A 19,219-nucleotide genomic window follows, 5' to 3' on the forward strand; every position below is an offset into this window, starting at 1 on the left:
AGACACTCCAGCGAATTCGGATATGCGATATGTGTGGTTCGTTGCGAACTTTCGGTTCGTATCATCTTCACCACCGCAATCTGCGTCAGCAAATTGCTTGGGTGTTATATGGTCAAGCCTCACGGGCAATTAGTATTGGTTAGCTCAACGCCTCACAGCGCTTACACACCCAACCTATCAACGTCGTAGTCTTCGACGGCCCTTCAGGGAACTCAAGGTTCCAGTGAGATCTCATCTTGAGGCAAGTTTCCCGCTTAGATGCTTTCAGCGGTTATCTCTTCCGAACATAGCTACCCGGCAATGCCACTGGCGTGACAACCGGAACACCAGAGGTTCGTCCACTCCGGTCCTCTCGTACTAGGAGCAGCCCCTCTCAAATCTCAAACGTCCACGGCAGATAGGGACCGAACTGTCTCACGACGTTCTAAACCCAGCTCGCGTACCACTTTAAATGGCGAACAGCCATACCCTTGGGACCGGCTTCAGCCCCAGGATGTGATGAGCCGACATCGAGGTGCCAAACACCGCCGTCGATATGAACTCTTGGGCGGTATCAGCCTGTTATCCCCGGAGTACCTTTTATCCGTTGAGCGATGGCCCTTCCATACAGAACCACCGGATCACTAAGACCTACTTTCGTACCTGCTCGACGTGTTTGTCTCGCAGTCAAGCGCGCTTTTGCCTTTATACTCTACGACCGATTTCCGACCGGTCTGAGCGCACCTTCGTACTCCTCCGTTACTCTTTGGGAGGAGACCGCCCCAGTCAAACTACCCACCATACACTGTCCTCGATCCGGATAACGGACCTGAGTTAGAACCTCAAAGTTGCCAGGGTGGTATTTCAAGGATGGCTCCATGAGAACTGGCGTCCCCACTTCAAAGCCTCCCACCTATCCTACACAAGCAAATTCAAAGTCCAGTGCAAAGCTATAGTAAAGGTTCACGGGGTCTTTCCGTCTAGCCGCGGATACACTGCATCTTCACAGCGATTTCAATTTCACTGAGTCTCGGGTGGAGACAGCGCCGCCATCGTTACGCCATTCGTGCAGGTCGGAACTTACCCGACAAGGAATTTCGCTACCTTAGGACCGTTATAGTTACGGCCGCCGTTTACCGGGGCTTCGATCAAGAGCTTCGCTTGCGCTAACCCCATCAATTAACCTTCCGGCACCGGGCAGGCGTCACACCCTATACGTCCACTTTCGTGTTTGCAGAGTGCTGTGTTTTTAATAAACAGTCGCAGCGGCCTGGTATCTTCGACCGGCATGGGCTTACGGAGCAAGTCCTTCACCCTCGCCGGCGCACCTTCTCCCGAAGTTACGGTGCCATTTTGCCTAGTTCCTTCACCCGAGTTCTCTCAAGCGCCTTGGTATTCTCTACCTAACCACCTGTGTCGGTTTGGGGTACGGTTCCCAGTTATCTGAAGCTTAGGAGCTTTTCTTGGAAGCATGGTATCAACCACTTCGTCGCCTAGAGGCAACTCGTCATCAGCTCTCGGCCTTGAAATCCCGGATTTGCCTAAGATTCCAGCCTACCACCTTAAACCTGGACAACCAACGCCAGGCTGGCCTAACCTTCTCCGTCCCTCCATCGCAATAACTGGAAGTACAGGAATATTAACCTGTTTTCCATCGACTACGCTTTTCAGCCTCGCCTTAGGGACCGACTAACCCTGCGTCGATTAACGTTGCGCAGGAAACCTTGGTCTTTCGGCGTGCGAGTTTTTCACTCGCATTGTCGTTACTCATGTCAGCATTCGCACTTCTGATACCTCCAGCAAGCTTCTCAACTCACCTTCACAGGCTTACAGAACGCTCCTCTACCGCGTCATCAAAGATGACACCCGTAGCTTCGGTGCATGGTTTGAGCCCCGTTACATCTTCCGCGCAGGCCGACTCGACTAGTGAGCTATTACGCTTTCTTTAAAGGGTGGCTGCTTCTAAGCCAACCTCCTAGCTGTCTAAGCCTTCCCACATCGTTTCCCACTTAACCATGACTTTGGGACCTTAGCTGACGGTCTGGGTTGTTTCCCTTTTCACGACGGACGTTAGCACCCGCCGTGTGTCTCCCATGCTCGGCACTTCCAGGTATTCGGAGTTTGCATCGGTTTGGTAAGTCGGGATGACCCCCTAGCCGAAACAGTGCTCTACCCCCTGGAGTGATACATGAGGCGCTACCTAAATAGCTTTCGAGGAGAACCAGCTATCTCCGAGCTTGATTAGCCTTTCACTCCGATCCACAGGTCATCCGCTAACTTTTCAACGGTAGTCGGTTCGGTCCTCCAGTCAGTGTTACCTAACCTTCAACCTGCCCATGGATAGATCGCCCGGTTTCGGGTCTATACCCAGCGACTAAACGCCCTATTAAGACTCGCTTTCGCTACGCCTCCCCTATTCGGTTAAGCTCGCCACTGAATATAAGTCGCTGACCCATTATACAAAAGGTACGCAGTCACCTAACAAAGTAGGCTCCCACTGCTTGTACGCATACGGTTTCAGGTTCTATTTCACTCCCCTCTCCGGGGTTCTTTTCGCCTTTCCCTCACGGTACTGGTTCACTATCGGTCAGTCAGTAGTATTTAGCCTTGGAGGATGGTCCCCCCATGTTCAGACAAAGTTTCTCGTGCTCCGTCCTACTCGATTTCATTGACAAGAGATTTTCGTGTACGGGGCTATCACCCACTATGGCCGCACTTTCCAGAGCGTTCCACTAATCTCAAATCAACTTAAGGGCTGGTCCCCGTTCGCTCGCCACTACTAAGGGAATCTCGGTTGATTTCTTTTCCTCAGGGTACTTAGATGTTTCAGTTCCCCTGGTTCGCCTCTTGCACCTATGTATTCAGTACAAGATACTCAGCTTATGCTGAGTGGGTTCCCCCATTCAGAGATCTCTGGATCACAGTCTGTTTGCCGACTCCCCAAAGCTTATCGCAGGCTACCACGTCTTTCATCGCCTCTGACTGCCAAGGCATCCACCGTATGCGCTTCTTCACTTGACCATATAACCCCAAGCAATCTGGTTATACTGTGAAGACGACATTCGCCGAAAATTCGCATGTTGCTCTTTCGAGCAGAACTCACAAATTTTACCTTAGCCTGATTAACCAGCAGTGAAACTGGTCATCAGTCTATATCTATCACATATCCGAATTTTTAAAGAACGATCTGACAAAAGCCAGAAATCAACATTCACATTGGAATGCTCATTTCTAATTTCTGAGCAGTGCTGCGAAACCTGAAAGAGTGGTGGAGCCAAGCGGGATCGAACCGCTGACCTCCTGCGTGCAAGGCAGGCGCTCTCCCAGCTGAGCTATGGCCCCGTGTATTCTAGGCCGCACCAAGTAATTGGTAGGTCTGGGCAGATTTGAACTGCCGACCTCACCCTTATCAGGGGTGCGCTCTAACCAACTGAGCTACAGACCTATAACAGGGTCGCGTTACAGCATCGTCTTTTACAATGAATCAAGCAATTCGTGTGGGAGCTCATCAGCAGGCTGATGTCGTCGATTAAGGAGGTGATCCAGCCGCAGGTTCCCCTACGGCTACCTTGTTACGACTTCACCCCAGTCATGAATCACACCGTGGTAACCGTCCTCCCGAAGGTTAGACTAGCTACTTCTGGTGCAACCCACTCCCATGGTGTGACGGGCGGTGTGTACAAGGCCCGGGAACGTATTCACCGCGACATTCTGATTCGCGATTACTAGCGATTCCGACTTCACGCAGTCGAGTTGCAGACTGCGATCCGGACTACGATCGGTTTTGTGAGATTAGCTCCACCTCGCGGCTTGGCAACCCTCTGTACCGACCATTGTAGCACGTGTGTAGCCCAGGCCGTAAGGGCCATGATGACTTGACGTCATCCCCACCTTCCTCCGGTTTGTCACCGGCAGTCTCCTTAGAGTGCCCACCATAACGTGCTGGTAACTAAGGACAAGGGTTGCGCTCGTTACGGGACTTAACCCAACATCTCACGACACGAGCTGACGACAGCCATGCAGCACCTGTGTCAGAGTTCCCGAAGGCACCAATCCATCTCTGGAAAGTTCTCTGCATGTCAAGGCCTGGTAAGGTTCTTCGCGTTGCTTCGAATTAAACCACATGCTCCACCGCTTGTGCGGGCCCCCGTCAATTCATTTGAGTTTTAACCTTGCGGCCGTACTCCCCAGGCGGTCAACTTAATGCGTTAGCTGCGCCACTAAAATCTCAAGGATTCCAACGGCTAGTTGACATCGTTTACGGCGTGGACTACCAGGGTATCTAATCCTGTTTGCTCCCCACGCTTTCGCACCTCAGTGTCAGTATCAGTCCAGGTGGTCGCCTTCGCCACTGGTGTTCCTTCCTATATCTACGCATTTCACCGCTACACAGGAAATTCCACCACCCTCTACCGTACTCTAGCTCGCCAGTTTTGGATGCAGTTCCCAGGTTGAGCCCGGGGCTTTCACATCCAACTTAACGAACCACCTACGCGCGCTTTACGCCCAGTAATTCCGATTAACGCTTGCACCCTCTGTATTACCGCGGCTGCTGGCACAGAGTTAGCCGGTGCTTATTCTGTCGGTAACGTCAAAACAGCAAGGTATTAACTTACTGCCCTTCCTCCCAACTTAAAGTGCTTTACAATCCGAAGACCTTCTTCACACACGCGGCATGGCTGGATCAGGCTTTCGCCCATTGTCCAATATTCCCCACTGCTGCCTCCCGTAGGAGTCTGGACCGTGTCTCAGTTCCAGTGTGACTGATCATCCTCTCAGACCAGTTACGGATCGTCGCCTTGGTGAGCCATTACCTCACCAACTAGCTAATCCGACCTAGGCTCATCTGATAGCGTGAGGTCCGAAGATCCCCCACTTTCTCCCGTAGGACGTATGCGGTATTAGCGTTCCTTTCGAAACGTTGTCCCCCACTACCAGGCAGATTCCTAGGCATTACTCACCCGTCCGCCGCTGAATCAAGGAGCAAGCTCCCGTCATCCGCTCGACTTGCATGTGTTAGGCCTGCCGCCAGCGTTCAATCTGAGCCATGATCAAACTCTTCAGTTCAATACTGCTTGGGTTTTTAAGAAACCCTAAACTTGGCTCAGCAATCTCAAATGACTATGTGATTTCTCGCATGGCCACTTGTGATGCTGATAATCTTTGTGACTATCAGTCCGTACTCACAAGCACCCACACGAATTGCTTGATTCGATTTGTTAAAGAGCGTTTGGTTAAGAGCGTTTCGTCTCAACCGAGGCGCGCATTCTACGCTTTCCTCATTTGCTGTCAAGCGTTTATTTTGAAGTTTTTTGCGAGAAACTCGTTTAGCTTCAAACACTTGACTCGCTGCGATCTCTCGTAGCGGGAGGCGAATCATACAGCGTTTTGAAACGCTGTCAACCTTCATCTCGACCGCCGCCGATCATTCGATCGTAGCCCTTTCAGCTTCTTCATCACTACTTAACTCATTGATGAACAAGGAGTTTTTCGTTCCGATGTCGCTGGAAGTGGGGCGCATTATAAGGGGATTCGGAGAGGGGTCAAGGGTTAATTTCAAGAAATTGAAATGTACGCGAAAAAGACCGTATCACGGCTGCCAAGTGCTCGCCGCGACACATTCAGCGCCTGTGAGATCGAGCGCCGCCCGCGCGGCGCATCGCGGATGAAATCCGCTCCTACATTTGTTGCAACGTGCCGAACCTGTGAGGCCATGGTTGCCAGCCCTGGCGCATGACTTGAGCCTTGCAAACCCGCTGACAACCATGGCCTCACAGGCGTGGCCACGTTGCAACAAATGTAGGAGCGGATTTCATCCGCGATGCGCCGCGCGGGCGGCGCTCGATTTTGTAGGCGCTGCAAGGGTTGTGGCGGGCACTTCTGAAAACCAACCCAGCCCCCCAACCCTCAAACCGCCCTCCCCTGCCTCCGGGCAATCCTGGGCAACACCCGCGAAACCACAGGCACCCGTAACACCATCAACACAACACCAATAAACGCATAGATCACCCACTCCCGCAGATCCGACCGAACGATCCACAGGAAATGCAGCAACCCCAACCCAAGCACCCCATACACCAACCTGTGCAGCTTCTTCCAGCGAGCCCCCAAGCGCCGCTGACTATACCGGTTCGAGGTGACCGCCAAGGCCAGCAACCCAAGGAAACCCAGCGCGCCCACAATAATGTAGGGCCGCTTGCGCAACTCCACCGCCAACTGCCCCCAATCCAGCCCGAGGATAAAGAACAGATACGCCAGGATATGCAGCACGATATAGGCAAACACCCACAACCCCAGCTGCCGGCGCACCACGACCCAACCCGGCCAACCCGTCAGCTTCTGCAGCGGCGTCATGCCCAAGGTGACCAGGAGGAAGGTCAGCGCCCCAAGCCCGAGGCGGTCCATCAGGATCTTGCCAGGGTCCGGCCCCAGCAGATTCAGCGCAGCCTCATACAGCCACCACACCGGGAACAGGCACCCCACGATGAAGATGCCCAGACGAAACCAGGGGTAACGCATCAATAGTTCTTCCGCAGGTCGAGCCCGGTATACAGCGATGCCACTTCATCGGCATAGCCATTGAACATCTGGGTTTCCCGCACATTGGGGCTGAACAGCCCGCTGGGCAGCCGCCGCTCACGCGCCTGGCTCCAACGTGGATGGTCGACCGTCGGGTTCACATTGGCATAAAAGCCGTACTCGTCCGGCGCCAGGCCTTGCCAGGTAGTACCAGGCTGCTCGGCCACCAGGCTGATACGCACGATCGACTTGATACTCTTGAAACCGTACTTCCACGGTACTACCAGGCGCAACGGCGCACCATTCTGGTTGGGCAGTTCGCGGCCATACATGCCCACCGCCAGGATCGCCAAGGGGTGCATCGCCTCATCCAGGCGCAAGCCTTCCCTGTAGGGCCAGTCGATCAAGGCGAAACCCGAACGCTGCCCGGGCATGTGCTCCGGATCCTTCAAGGTCTCGAAGCGAACATAGCGAGCCCTGGAAGTCGGCTCGACCTGCTTGAGTACCTGCGCCAACGGAAAGCCCAGCCATGGAATGACCATCGACCATGCCTCTACACAACGCAGCCGGTAGATGCGCTCCTCAAGCTGGTACGGTTTGACGAAGTCTTCCAGCGCATAGCGCCCGGGCTTACCCACTTCGCCATCGACCACAACGCTCCACGGTTCGGTTTTCAGGCTGTCGCCATTGGCCGCCGGGTCGCCCTTGTCTGGCCCGAACTCATAGAAGTTGTTGTAATGGGTCGCATCCTTGAACGGCGTGATCGCCTCGTTCTTGACCGTTACCGCCTGCCACTGCGTGGCCGCAAGCTTGTCGGCAAACCAGGCCGGCGCACGCCCGGCCTGTACGTCGGCATAACGCGAAACCTCAGCCGCGCCCACCCGGCCCGGCAGTGCCCCCAGGGCCAGGGCCGCCAGGGAACCGCCCATCAGGGCGCGCCGGGAAAGATAGAGGCTTTCTGCGGTGATCTCCGATGCCTTGCATTCGGAAGACCTGGATAGCTTGATGAGCATGGGCGGCTCCATAGCACTGGATAGCGGATGTACCAGTAAGACTATGGAGCCGGAGGGTTATTCCAACATTAACGGGCTGTCAGGCTTTACGCCGACGCCCCTTCAGCAGGAACTGGATCGGCCCCGAAGCCGCATAGGCAAGGAAGATCAGCAGCAGGATGCGCGGCGGGTCGCTGAACACCACGGCAAATACCAGCACCACGGCCAGGATCGCTACAAACGGCACGCGGCCCTTGAGGTCCAGCTCCTTGAAGCTGTTGTACTTGATGTTGCTGACCATCAGCATGCCGGCAGCAGCCACCAGCAGCGCCACCAGGAACGACAGCTTGGAACCCTGGATGCCGTAGTCGCTGAACGCCCATACGGTACCCGCCACCACGCCCGCAGCGGCCGGGCTGGCCAGGCCGATGAAATAGCGCTTGTCGGCTGTACCGACCTGGGTATTGAAACGTGCCAGGCGCAACGCCGCACCGGCCACATAGATGAAGGCGACCATCCAGCCGACCTTGCCCATGTCGCCCAGCGCCCAGCCGAAGGCCAGCAAGGCCGGGGCCACACCAAAGGCGACCATGTCCGACAGCGAATCGTACTCGGCACCGAAGGCGCTCTGGGTGTTGGTCATGCGCGCGACACGGCCATCAAGGCCATCGAGCACCATGGCCACGAAGATGGCGATGGCAGCGAAGGCGAAGTACTTGCTCGCCTCGCGCGGGTCACCGGCACTCAGGGCGCTCTGCGCGCTCATCGAGCTGATGATGGAGTAGAAACCGGCAAACAGGTTGGCGGTGGTAAACAGGTTGGGCAGCAGATAGATGCCACGGTGGCGCACCTTGCGCCCTTCGGCATCATGCCCTTCTTCAACGTGCTCATCGACAGGTAGCAGGCTTTCGGCGTCGGAGGGCTTGTTCGGCTCTTCGGGACGTTCGCTCATGGAGGGTACCTTGCAACAGGATGGAAAATGTTCGACACGGGCCCGCAAGACAGGTTCTAACAGCAAGCCACTGGTCTGCTTTATACCAGAAGCCGGCTGCCAGAACGAAAAAACGCGGCCGAAGCCGCGTTTTTCATCTTTCGACAGCGTTAGTTCTTGGTCTTGTCAACGATTTTGTTGGCCGAGATCCACGGCATCATCGAACGCAGCTGCTCGCCGATGATTTCGATGCCGTGAGCGGCGTTGTTGCGGCGCTTGGCGGTCATCGATGGGTAGTTGGTAGCACCTTCGGAGATGAACATCTTCGCGTACTCGCCGTCCTGGATGCGCTTCAGGGCGTTGCGCATGGCCTTGCGGGATTCTTCGTTGATGACTTCCGGACCGGTAACGTACTCACCGTACTCGGCGTTGTTGGAGATCGAGTAGTTCATGTTGGCGATGCCGCCTTCGTACATGAGGTCAACGATCAGCTTCAGCTCGTGCAGGCACTCGAAGTAGGCCATTTCCGGCGCGTAGCCAGCTTCGACCAGGGTTTCGAAACCGGCTTTGACCAGTTCGACGGTACCACCGCACAGAACAGCCTGCTCGCCGAACAGGTCGGTTTCGGTCTCGTCCTTGAAGGTGGTTTCGATGATGCCGGTACGGCCGCCACCCACGCCCGAGGCGTAGGACAGGGCGACGTTCTTGGCGTTGCCCGAAGCGTCCTGGTAGATAGCGATCAGGTCAGGGATGCCACCGCCTTTGACGAACTCGGAGCGAACGGTGTGCCCAGGGGCTTTCGGCGCGATCATGATCACGTCGAGGTCGGCACGCGGAACCACCTGGTTGTAGTGGATCGAGAAGCCGTGGGAGAAGGCCAGGGTAGCGCCCTTCTTGATGTTCGGCTCGATTTCCTGCTTGTACAGCTGGCCCTGGAATTCGTCCGGGGTCAGGATCATGACCAGGTCGGCAGCAGCGACGGCGGAGGCAACGTCGGTCACTTTCAGGCCGTGGGCTTCTGCCTTGGCAACGGTGGCCGAACCTTTACGCAGACCGATGGTGACATCTACACCGGAGTCCTTCAGGTTGCACGCCTGAGCGTGGCCCTGGGAACCGTAACCGATGATGGCGACTTTCTTACCCTGGATGATGGAAAGGTCGCAGTCTTTATCGTAGAAAACTTTCATGAAAATACCCCTGGTTATATCTCGGCCCCTGCGGAGCCATCGCTAATTTGTGGAATTCAGATGCTGAGCACTTTGTCGCCACGGGCAATGCCGGTAACGCCGCTGCGCACGGTTTCGAGAATCGATGCAGTGCCGATCGCCTGGATGAAGCTGTCCAGTTTGTCGCTGGTGCCGCTCAGCTGCACGGTGTACACGCTGGCGGTGACGTCGACGATCTGGCCACGGAAGATATCCGTGGTGCGCTTGATCTCGGCGCGCTGGGCACCGGTAGCCTTGACCTTGACCAGCATCAGTTCACGCTCGATGTGAGCGCTTTCCGACAGGTCGACAAGCTTGACCACTTCGACCAGCTTGTTCAGGTTCTTGGTGATCTGCTCGATCACTTCGTCATGGCCAACGGTAGTCAGCGTCAGACGCGACAGGGTCGGGTCTTCGGTCGGCGCCACGGTCAGGCTTTCAATGTTGTAGTTACGCTGGGAGAACAGGCCGACCACACGGGACAACGCACCTGGTTCGTTTTCCAGCAGCAGGGAAATGATGTGCCGCATATCAGGTACGCTCCGTCTTGCTCAGCCACATGTCACGCATCGAGCCATCCTTGATCTGCATCGGATAGACGTGCTCGCTGCGGTCAACCGCGATGTCGATGAATACCAGGCGGTCTTTCATCGCAAACGCTTCTTCCAGCTTCGGCTTGAGGTCCTTCAGGCTGGTGATGCGGATACCCACATGGCCATAGGCCTCGGCCAGCTTGATGAAGTCAGGCAGCGACTCGACATACGAATGCGAGTGACGACCGTTGTAGGACATGTCCTGCCACTGGCGGACCATGCCCAGCACACCGTTGTTCAGGTTGACGATCTTCACCGGCAGGCCGTACTGCATGCAGGTGGACAGCTCCTGGATGTTCATCTGGATGCTGCCTTCGCCAGTCACGCAGGCCACGTCCTGGTCGGGGAAGTTGAGCTTGACGCCCATCGCCGCCGGGAAGCCGAAGCCCATCGTGCCCAGGCCACCGGAGTTGATCCAGCGGTTCGGCTTGTTGAAACGGTAGTACTGCGCCGCGAACATCTGGTGCTGGCCAACGTCGGAAGTGACGAAGGCGTCGCCATGGGTCACTTCGCACAGGGTCTCGATGACCTTCTGCGGCTTGATGACGTTGCCGTCGCCCTTGTCGTAGGGGAACAGCTCGCCATTGCCACGCCATTCATCGATCTGCTTCCACCAGGCATCCAGCGCCGCCTTGTCAGGCTGCTCGCCGATTTCCTTGAGGATGCCGAGCATCTCGCTGAGGACGCTGTCGACCGGGCCGACGATCGGCACGTCGGCCTTGATCATCTTGGAGATCGACGCCGGGTCGATGTCGATGTGAATGATCTTGGCGTTCGGGCAGAACTTGGCCGGGCCGTTCACCACACGGTCGTCGAAGCGGGCGCCGACGGCAAAGATGACGTCGGCATGGTGCATGGCCATGTTGGCAGTGAAGCTGCCGTGCATGCCGAGCATGCCGAGGAACTGGCGATCAGTACCCGGGAAGCCACCGAGGCCCATCAGGGTATTGGTGACCGGCAGGTTCAGCGACTTGGCGATTTCGGTCAGGGCCTCGGAGCCACCGCCGAGAATCACGCCGCCACCGGAGTACACCACCGGGCGCTTGGCCGCCAGCAGCATCTCCGCAGCCTTGCGGATCTGCCCGGAATGGCCACGAACGGCCGGGCTGTAGGAACGCAGCTTGACCTTTTTCGGGTAGACGTATTCGAACTTCTCGGCCGGGTTGGTCATGTCTTTTGGAATGTCGACCACGACCGGACCTGGGCGACCGGATTGCGCCAGGTAGAATGCTTTTTTCAGAACTTCCGGGATTTCACTGGCATGTTTGATCATGAAGCTGTGCTTCACGATCGGCCGCGAAATACCGATCATGTCGGTTTCCTGGAAGGCATCGGTACCGACCATGGTGCTAGGCACCTGGCCAGACAGGATGACCATCGGGATCGAGTCCATGTAGGCAGTGGCAATACCGGTAATGGCATTGGTCGCACCAGGCCCGGAAGTTACCAGTACCACGCCGGCCTTGCCGGTGGCACGGGCGTAGCCGTCCGCCATATGGGTAGCCGCCTGCTCATGACGAACCAGGATGTGCTCGACTTCCGGTTCCTTGAACAGCGCGTCGTAAACATGCAGGAGAGCACCACCAGGGTACCCGTAGATGTGCTTAACGCCTTCGTCACGCAAGAAGCGGACGACCATCTCAGCGCCAGATAAAAGCTCCACGTTGTTCACCTCTAAAACGCCAGAATACCGCCCTCACTGGACGGGTCTTAATAGGTTTACTGCCAAGCAGAGCATGAGCGAACGTCAGCACTGACTGAGCAAGTATTGGGAGCGCCCCAGAGTGTTGCGGGGTTTTCCCACCCAGCGCGAGGTAACGCGTTGCGGGGTGTAACAGGTCGGCGCGGGTGTGCGCCTCATGATCTGCTTAGCGGGTCTGCTTCTGGCAGTCCCTCTACAGCGGAGATTGGATTCTTCTGATTCGGCGCCAACAAGTCAAGAAAAATTATTGCCAATTTTTCGCCAAGATGAATTCCTGCCACCACTAAAAATCGCTTCAGCAGCAGAATTAATAAGATTTCCATAAAAAAGGGCCACAATCTGCGGCCCTGGAAGGAAAAACTGAAGAAATCAGGCGGAAGGAGCAATCAATTGATCGAAAGCTGCCAACAGGCGGCGAAGCTCGCGGCTTTGTTCCGGGCGGTCGGTAAATACGGTTTCGGCCATGACCAGGATGCCCGAGGCACTGGGCAGCGGGTGGCCCAGTTCGATGATGATCTTCATGCGCGGCAGGAAGATCCATTGCAGCCATTGCTCGAAGCTGAGGGTATCGACGGCGAACGGCACGGTGCTGGCCAGTGCCTCGTCGCTTGGCGCCTCGGCATCCCACCAGCCCTGTACCTGCAACTCACGCTCGATCAGCATCAGGTGGTCGGCAATATCCAGAATGCGTTGCTCGATCATCACAAGTTGACCCGAGCCTTTTGCCGGGCCAGCGCAGCACCAGCGCTGTCACCCTGCTTTTCGCGGGCCTGGGCGATGGTGTTCCACAGCTCCGCCTGCAGGCTCGGGCGGCCATTGGCATAGGTAAGGGCGCGACGCGCCAGCTGCTCGGCCTGCGGCGCATCACCTTGCGACAGGCGCACCTGGGCCAGACGGTACAGCACCTGCGGCTCGCGCGGGGCAATGCGCTGGGCACGCTCCAGGCTGGAAGCAGCGCCGTTGAAGTCACCACTGCCCTGTTGCGACTGCGCAGTGGTCAGCAACGCCAGTACCGGACCGTCCAGCTGCTCATCTGCCGACAGCCCGCCTGCAGCGGCACCGCTACGCGGGATACCGGTTGGGGCGCTGGTGCTTTGCGAAGCGCTGTTCATGGCGGCGATATCGAACGGTTCGTCGGCGATCGGGTTTGGATTGGTGGTCATCGGTGCCGAACTGACCGGGCCGGTTGTGATCGGCCCCGGCGTGATCGGCGAGGTGCTGATCGGTGCCGAGCCGTTGGCCGGGAATGTCTGGATGCCGGAGGCACCCGCACCCTGCGGGATCATCACGGTGACGCCGGAGTCCTCGGGCAGCGTTTGCGCCTGTGCGGTGCCCGCGTTGTAGCCAGCCGCCGTGCGCTTGGCCGTCATGCGCTCGCTATTGGACACACGGGTGCTCGAGTCGACCACCGGAATATTGCCGCGCGGCACACTGGCACACCCCTGGAGCACAGCCAGCGCCGTCACGGCAGGAAACAGCCACTTGTTCACGTCACACCTCATCAATGCAGCCTGTGCTTAATTCATCCAGCCCTTGACCCAGTCCATGACCGATTCAACTGGATCCTGCTCGCCGCCACAGGTCGCACCGGCGGGCGGTTCACTCCCGCGAATATACGGCATCTGCACCGCTCCCGGACAGCTGCCATCAGACCCATGGCCACTGTAGGGGTCAATCCACGCCTGTACCACGTTATCCGGTTGCGGCATGTCCAACGGCAGCGGGTCGGCCTTCTTCATGAAGCTGGTCCACACCTGCAGGGCACCGGTCGCGCCGGTAAACGGCGTCTTGCCGTTGTCGTCTCGGCCCATCCACACCACGGCCAGCAGGTCCTGGCTGAAACCGGAGAACCAGCTGTCACGCGAGTCGTTGCTGGTACCGGTCTTGCCCGCCAGGGTCAGCGTGCGCGGCAAGGTGTTGTATACCGAGCGGCCGGTACCTTCGCGCATTACCCGCTGCATGGCGTTCTGCACCAGGTAGATGGCCCCCGGGTCGAAGGTCTGCTGGATCTGGAACGGGTAGCGCTTGAGCGGCTCGCCTTCGGCGGTGAGCACGCTGCGGATACCTCGCATTGGCGTATTGAAGCCGCCGTTGGCGATGGTCTGGTACATGGTCGCCACCTGCATCGGCGACATGCCGCCGGCACCCAGCAGCATGGCCGGGAAGGCTGGCCAGTCAACGTTCACGCCCAACCGGCCAATGGTCTTGATCACGTTGGGCACGCCCACTTCCAGGCCGATCTTGGCGGTCGACAGGTTGTAGGAGTTGGCCAGCCCCTGGTACAGGTAGATGGTGCCGTGCGGGCGGCGGTCGTAGTTCTGCGGCCGCCAGACCTGGCCGTCGGCGCCTTTGACCGAGAACGGCTCGTCCTGCACCCAGCTGGTCAGGGTGTACTTGGTCGGTTGCTCCAGCGCGGTCAGGTAAACCGCCGGCTTGACCAGCGAGCCGATCGGGCGCACCGCATCGATGGCGCGGTTGAAGCCAGCGAAACCGGCCTGGCGGCTGCCGATCAGCGCCTGCACTTCACCGGTTTCCGGGTTGGTCACGACCATCGCCGACTCGACATCGTCAGCCCCCTTGCGGCCCGCCAGGCGCTTGAAGGTCTCGCTCATCGAGGCTTCGGCCTTCATCTGCAGGATCGGGTCGAAACTGGTGAAGATGCGCAGGCCTTCTTCGGTCAAGTCTTCATCGCGGTAGTCCTGGCGCAGCTGACGCTTGACCAGGTCGAGGAATGCCGGGAACGAGCTGTCAGCCAGGCTGCCGCGCTTGGTCACGCCCAGCGGCATCTTCTTCGCTGCATCCACTTCCGCCTGGCTGGCCACACCCTGTTCGGCCACCAGGTCGAGCACCAGGTTGCGGCGCGCGAGGGCGCGCTCGGGGTAGCGCCGCGGGTTGTAGTAGGACGGGCCTTTGACCATGCCCACCAGCAAGGCGATCTGGTGCAGTTTCAGCTCCGACAGCGGCTGGCTGAAGAAGAACTGGCTGGCCAGGCCGAAGCCGTGCACCGCACGCTGGCCGTCCTGGCCGACGAACACTTCGTTGAGGTAGGCCTCGAGGATCTCGCGCTTGTCGTAGTGCAGCTCCAGCAGCACGGCCATCATGGCCTCGGTCAGCTTGCGGCTGAGGCTGCGCTCGCTGGTCAGGTAGAAGTTCTTCACCAGCTGCTGGGTCAGGGTACTGCCACCCTGACGCATCGAGCCGGCCGAGGTGTTGACCCACACGGCGCGGGCGATGGACTTGGGCGATACGCCGAAGTGGCTGTAGAAATCACGGTCTTCGGTAGCCACCAGGGTTTCGAGCAGGTACTTGGGCACCTGGTCGATCTTGATCAGGATGCGGTCTTCGAGGTTTTTCGGGTAGATGCCGCCGATCATCAGCGGCTCCAGGCGCACCACATCGAGCGCCTTGCCGTTGGCCCCGGAAAGGCCCGCCACGTAGTCGCCCGAGAAGCGCACCCGCACGAACTGTGCCGGCTCCATGCCCTCGTAGAACTGGAAGCCACGGGTGTTGAGGTCGACCGTATTGCCATTGACCGATGCCGCACCGGGGCCGTTGACTGCGCTTTCACGCCGATAGCCGAGCGCATCCAGCTCGGTGAGGAAGTCGTCCTTGCTCAGCTTCTGCCCGGTGAACAGCTCCAGCGGCCGGGCATACACCTTGGCCGGGATGGTCCAGCGCTTGCCAGAAAACTTTTCCTGGACAACGGCATCGAGGTAAACCGCGAAGCCGGCAACGATCACCAGGCCGACCAGGCTGAGCTTCAAGGCCCAGCCCAGCCAGGCGCGAGAGCGGCCGGTCGGGCGTTTCTGAGGGGTACGGGGATTTCGGGTTCGAGTCATGGCGGCGGATTATACGCACTTTATAAAGGCTGGGCAGACGGCCCGGCGGTAGGCAGGGGCGGCACCATTGACCATAATGGCGCATTCGAATTCCCTGCCCCGGAAGGATTTCCCGTGAGCCAAGCCCTTATCACCGCGCTGCAGAACCCTGCCCTGTACCCTCACCCCGTGGAGGGGTTCCAGCTGATCGAGACGCATATCTCCTGGGTTCTGCTCACCGGCGAGTATGCCTACAAGATCAAGAAGCCGATGAACTTCGGCTTCCTCGATTTCACCAGCCTGGACCAGCGCCGGCATTTCTGTAACGAAGAGTTGCGCCTGAACCAGCGCCTGACCGACGGCCTGTACCTGGAAGTGTTGCCAATTACCGGCAGCGTCGAGGCGCCGCAGATCGGTGGTGAAGGCGAAGCCATCGAGTACGTGCTGAAGATGCGCCAGTTCCCCCAGGGGCAGATGCTCAACACCTTGCAGGCCAATGGCGAACTGAACGCCGCGCACATCGACCAGATGGCCCGGCAGATCGCCGAGTTCCACCTGCAGGCGCCCCGCGTGCCGGTAGAGCACCCCCTGGGCACGCCGGAAAGCGTGATGGCACCGGTGGAACAGAACTTCGAGCAGATTCGCCCGTTCCTCAGCGACAAGGCCGACCTGCAACAGCTCGACGCCCTCGCGGCTTGGGCACGCAGCAGCTTCGAGCGCCTGCATGGCCTGCTGGAACAGCGCAAGGCCAACGGTTTCATCCGCGAATGCCACGGTGACATCCACCTCGGCAATGCCACCCTGATCGATGGCCAGGTGGTGATCTTCGACTGCATCGAGTTCAACGAACCGTTCCGCCTGACCGACGTCTACGCCGACACCGCTTTCCTGGCCATGGACCTGGAAGACCGCGGCCTGAAATGCCTGGCCCGGCGCTTCATCAGCCAGTACCTGGAACTGACCGGTGACTACCAGGGCCTCGAGTTGCTCAACTTCTACAAGGCCTACCGCGCGCTGGTACGCGCCAAGGTGGCATTGTTCAGCATGCCGGCCAACGCCGATGGCGTGCAGCGTGCAACCACCCTGCGCACCTACCGCAACTACGCCAACCTGGCAGAAAGCTACAGCGCCATCCCGTCGCGCCTGCTGGCCATTACCCACGGCGTTTCGGCGGTGGGCAAAAGCCACGTGGCCATGCGGATGGTCGAGGCCCTGGGCGCCGTCCGCGTGCGTTCGGACGTCGAGCGCAAGCGCCTGTTTGGCGAGCAGCAGCAGGCCGACGCGGGCCAGCTGAGCAGTGGCATCTATGCCCAGGACGCCAGTACCGCGACATACCAGCGCCTGCACGAAGTCGCAGCAACCGTGCTGCGTGCCGGCTTCCCGGTAGTGCTGGATGCCACCTACCTCAAGCGTGAGCAGCGCCAGGCGGCAGCCGATGTGGCCAGCCAGACCGGTGTGCCGTTCCTGATTCTCGACTGCCATGCACCGGACGCGGTCATTGCCAGCTGGCTGGAGCAGCGCCAGGCCGAAAGCAACGATCCATCGGATGCCACGCTGGACGTGATCAAGGCCCAGCAGGCCAACCGGGAGCCACTGGATGCCCAGGAACTGGCCCAGAGCAAACGCGTCGATACCCAGGACGCCGCCAGCATGGACCAGGTGATCGAACAGGTTCGTCAGCGCTTGCCTGGGCTGTAAGTTCAGCGCTTTCCCGTGGGGGCCTCTTCGCGGGCTTGCCCGCTCCCACAGGTACAGCACAGGCCTTGAAAGCTGTGCCGCACCTGTGGGAGCGGGCAAGCCCGCGAAGAGGCCCCCCGGGTCATCTCGTCGCACCCAATGGCAAAAGGCCGCGCATTTCCCAACCCCCGCTACACTCCTCTCTGACCTGCTCGCGATTTATCTCCCCATGACCCGTTCAGCCATCGCAAGGAGGCTCGATGAACGATGAATTGCAGCATCTGAAGAACCTTGGCAAGACCTCTGCGCAGTGGCTGCATGCAGCGGGCATCCACAGTGCATCGGATCTGCGACGACTGGGCGCGGTGGGTGCGTACCAGGCCGTGAAGACGCGAGGGTTCCGCGCATCGAAGGTGCTGCTGTATGCCATTGAAGGCGCGCTTCTGGACATGCACTGGAACGATTTGCCGCTAGAACGCAAAGAAGCGCTCAACCAGCAGCTGGACGCAAAATGCCCGCCGCAAAAAAATCCGAAATAATCGTGGTAAAGGGATTGACCTCGAAATGAGAATCGTTATGATTATCACAACTGGTCGCGAGACTGGTTGGATAAACTAAGAGCCCCTGGTTCGGACTCTCAGATTATCTCCTCATCAGGCTAATCACGGTTATTGACCCGGCAGTTTGCCGGGTCTTTTTTTGCCAGTGTCTTTTACCTGGGCTAGCGCCGCATCTGCGCGCAATAGTCCTGCTCCGGTGTCGCCGCCGTATACCACGCATAGTCGGCCTCGGTCGCCTCGACCCGGTCGCCCACCTCCGCCAACACCAGCACCGTGCTTTCTCCTTGCGCGCCCAGGTCAGCCAGGTGCAACGGCACGCCCAAATCCTTGCGCACGTGATAGGCCCCGGCAAACAGCAGCGCCGGCTGCGGCGCCGCCAGCAAGCGCTCGGCCATGCGCCGGTCACGCTGCTGTTGCACGGCCAGCATCGCCGGCAACTGGCTTTCCGGCAGCATCCCGCAATGCCCGGCACGCACATGCTCCAGCAGGGCAGCCTGGACCGCAGGCGCGTTGGAACGCTCACCGAGCAACGAAGCCGGCTGCCGATAAGCCTGGCGCATCTCGGCGGTTGAAAGGTTGGCTGCCAGCAAAGGCACGTGTTGTCGCAGGGCTTCGGTGATGATCGGCCCATACAACTGCCAATCCCAACCGTCCTGCCAGGCCAGGGCCTGGGGCAGGTCTGCCGGCACCGGTTGCCCGGCAAGCTTGTCCACCAACGGTTGTTGCTCGGGCTGCAGCACTTCCAGCAACAGGCTGCCTTGCGTCCGCTGGCCTTGCAGGGCGCGCAACAGCCACAGTTGCAGCGCATGGTGGTCGGGGTTGTCGTGCTTTTCACCAACCAGCACCCGTGGGGCGGCAGACAACCGCTGCAGCAATTGCTCAGGGCTGATCAACTGGCCGCTGGCAAGCTCGACGATATGCCCCAGTTCGGCATGGCTGCGCCCTTCACTGCTCTGCCAGGCGGGCAGCGGCGGCAGGCTGGCCTGGCAGCCACCCAGGGCCAGCACCAGGCACAGCAAGAAACCGGAGAGCAGCGGATGACGCATGGGTGTACCTCTTGTTCATTGGCATGCACATGCACTTGCCTGCAGCGCTGTGGCTGCACAACTGTCGCGGGCAAACCCGCTCAGCTTTCCTTCCCCTGGCTGGCCGCGCGCCTTGTAGCGGGCGGCGGAACTGCGCACCATAGGCAACCAGGCGCAACCCATGCGGGCGATTGAACAATCACTCGCCTTGGTGCGTC

At 58.9% G+C, this 19,219-nt stretch carries 12 protein-coding genes, 2 tRNA genes and 2 rRNA genes; 2 read left to right on the forward strand and 14 right to left on the reverse strand.

Going from position 1 to position 19,219, the window contains the following annotated elements; translation table 11 throughout:
- Positions 1-108: 108 nt before the first annotated feature.
- The 13 genes from HG549_RS21835 to mrcB form a co-directional block, all read right to left on the reverse strand.
- A 23S ribosomal RNA gene (locus HG549_RS21835) occupies positions 109-3,000 on the reverse strand.
- 245 nt (positions 3,001-3,245) lie between these two features.
- Positions 3,246-3,321 (reverse strand) — tRNA-Ala (locus tag HG549_RS21840).
- 26 nt (positions 3,322-3,347) lie between these two features.
- Positions 3,348-3,424 (reverse strand) — tRNA-Ile (locus tag HG549_RS21845).
- A gap of 85 nt (positions 3,425-3,509) precedes the next feature.
- Positions 3,510-5,046, reverse strand: a 16S ribosomal RNA gene (locus HG549_RS21850).
- Together the 16S and 23S rRNA genes with 2 tRNA genes alongside form the textbook arrangement of a ribosomal RNA operon.
- A gap of 840 nt (positions 5,047-5,886) precedes the next feature.
- Complete coding sequence (gene msrQ / locus HG549_RS21855; RefSeq protein ID WP_170032686.1) at positions 5,887-6,498, reverse strand: protein-methionine-sulfoxide reductase heme-binding subunit MsrQ; 612 nt, start codon at positions 6,496-6,498, stop codon at positions 5,887-5,889.
- Positions 6,498-7,511, reverse strand: a complete 1,014-nt coding sequence (msrP, locus tag HG549_RS21860) for a protein-methionine-sulfoxide reductase catalytic subunit MsrP (RefSeq protein WP_170032688.1) — start codon at positions 7,509-7,511, stop codon at positions 6,498-6,500. The genes msrQ and msrP overlap by 1 nt, the downstream gene beginning before the upstream one ends.
- 79 nt (positions 7,512-7,590) lie before the next feature.
- A complete protein-coding gene (gene pssA, locus HG549_RS21865; protein WP_170032690.1) occupies positions 7,591-8,442 on the reverse strand; it encodes a CDP-diacylglycerol--serine O-phosphatidyltransferase in 852 nt (283 codons plus the stop codon).
- Between the two features lie 149 nt (positions 8,443-8,591).
- The gene (gene ilvC, locus HG549_RS21870) at positions 8,592-9,608 is read right to left on the reverse strand and encodes a ketol-acid reductoisomerase (RefSeq protein ID WP_013974255.1); all 1,017 of its coding nucleotides are present in this window, start codon (positions 9,606-9,608) and stop codon (positions 8,592-8,594) included.
- A 56-nt stretch (positions 9,609-9,664) separates the two neighbouring features.
- On the reverse strand, positions 9,665-10,156 hold the full coding sequence (gene ilvN / locus HG549_RS21875) for an acetolactate synthase small subunit (RefSeq protein WP_003250040.1): 492 nt from the start codon (positions 10,154-10,156) through the stop codon (positions 9,665-9,667).
- A gap of 1 nt (position 10,157) precedes the next feature.
- Positions 10,158-11,882, reverse strand: a complete 1,725-nt coding sequence (locus HG549_RS21880) for an acetolactate synthase 3 large subunit (protein WP_170032692.1) — start codon at positions 11,880-11,882, stop codon at positions 10,158-10,160.
- Between the two features lie 408 nt (positions 11,883-12,290).
- The gene (locus HG549_RS21885) at positions 12,291-12,623 is read right to left on the reverse strand and encodes a YqcC family protein (protein ID WP_170032694.1); all 333 of its coding nucleotides are present in this window, start codon (positions 12,621-12,623) and stop codon (positions 12,291-12,293) included.
- Positions 12,623-13,423, reverse strand: coding sequence for a tetratricopeptide repeat protein (locus HG549_RS21890; protein ID WP_170032696.1), 801 nt, complete (start codon positions 13,421-13,423; stop codon positions 12,623-12,625). Before HG549_RS21890 ends, HG549_RS21885 begins: the two co-directional genes overlap by 1 nt.
- A 15-nt stretch (positions 13,424-13,438) precedes the next feature.
- Positions 13,439-15,760 (reverse strand): penicillin-binding protein 1B, encoded by a 2,322-nt coding sequence (gene mrcB, locus HG549_RS21895; protein ID WP_170032698.1) that lies wholly within the window; start codon positions 15,758-15,760, stop codon positions 13,439-13,441.
- Positions 15,761-15,874: 114 nt separating this feature from the next.
- On the opposite strand from mrcB, the gene HG549_RS21900 reads away from it, so the two are divergent.
- Positions 15,875-17,437: a bifunctional aminoglycoside phosphotransferase/ATP-binding protein gene (locus HG549_RS21900; protein WP_170032700.1), complete on the forward strand. Its 1,563-nt coding sequence runs from the start codon at positions 15,875-15,877 to the stop codon at positions 17,435-17,437.
- A 239-nt stretch (positions 17,438-17,676) separates the two neighbouring features.
- Positions 17,677-17,955, forward strand: a complete 279-nt coding sequence (locus HG549_RS21905) for a TfoX/Sxy family protein (RefSeq protein WP_170032702.1) — start codon at positions 17,677-17,679, stop codon at positions 17,953-17,955.
- A 182-nt stretch (positions 17,956-18,137) separates the two neighbouring features.
- Here HG549_RS21905 and HG549_RS21910 read toward each other — a convergent pair whose 3' ends face one another.
- The gene (locus HG549_RS21910) at positions 18,138-19,022 is read right to left on the reverse strand and encodes a ChaN family lipoprotein (RefSeq protein ID WP_170032704.1); all 885 of its coding nucleotides are present in this window, start codon (positions 19,020-19,022) and stop codon (positions 18,138-18,140) included.
- Positions 19,023-19,219 lie beyond the last annotated feature (197 nt).

The sequence above is a fragment of the Pseudomonas sp. SK genome (assembly GCF_012975065.1).
Classification (GTDB): domain Bacteria; phylum Pseudomonadota; class Gammaproteobacteria; order Pseudomonadales; family Pseudomonadaceae; genus Aquipseudomonas; species Aquipseudomonas anuradhapurensis.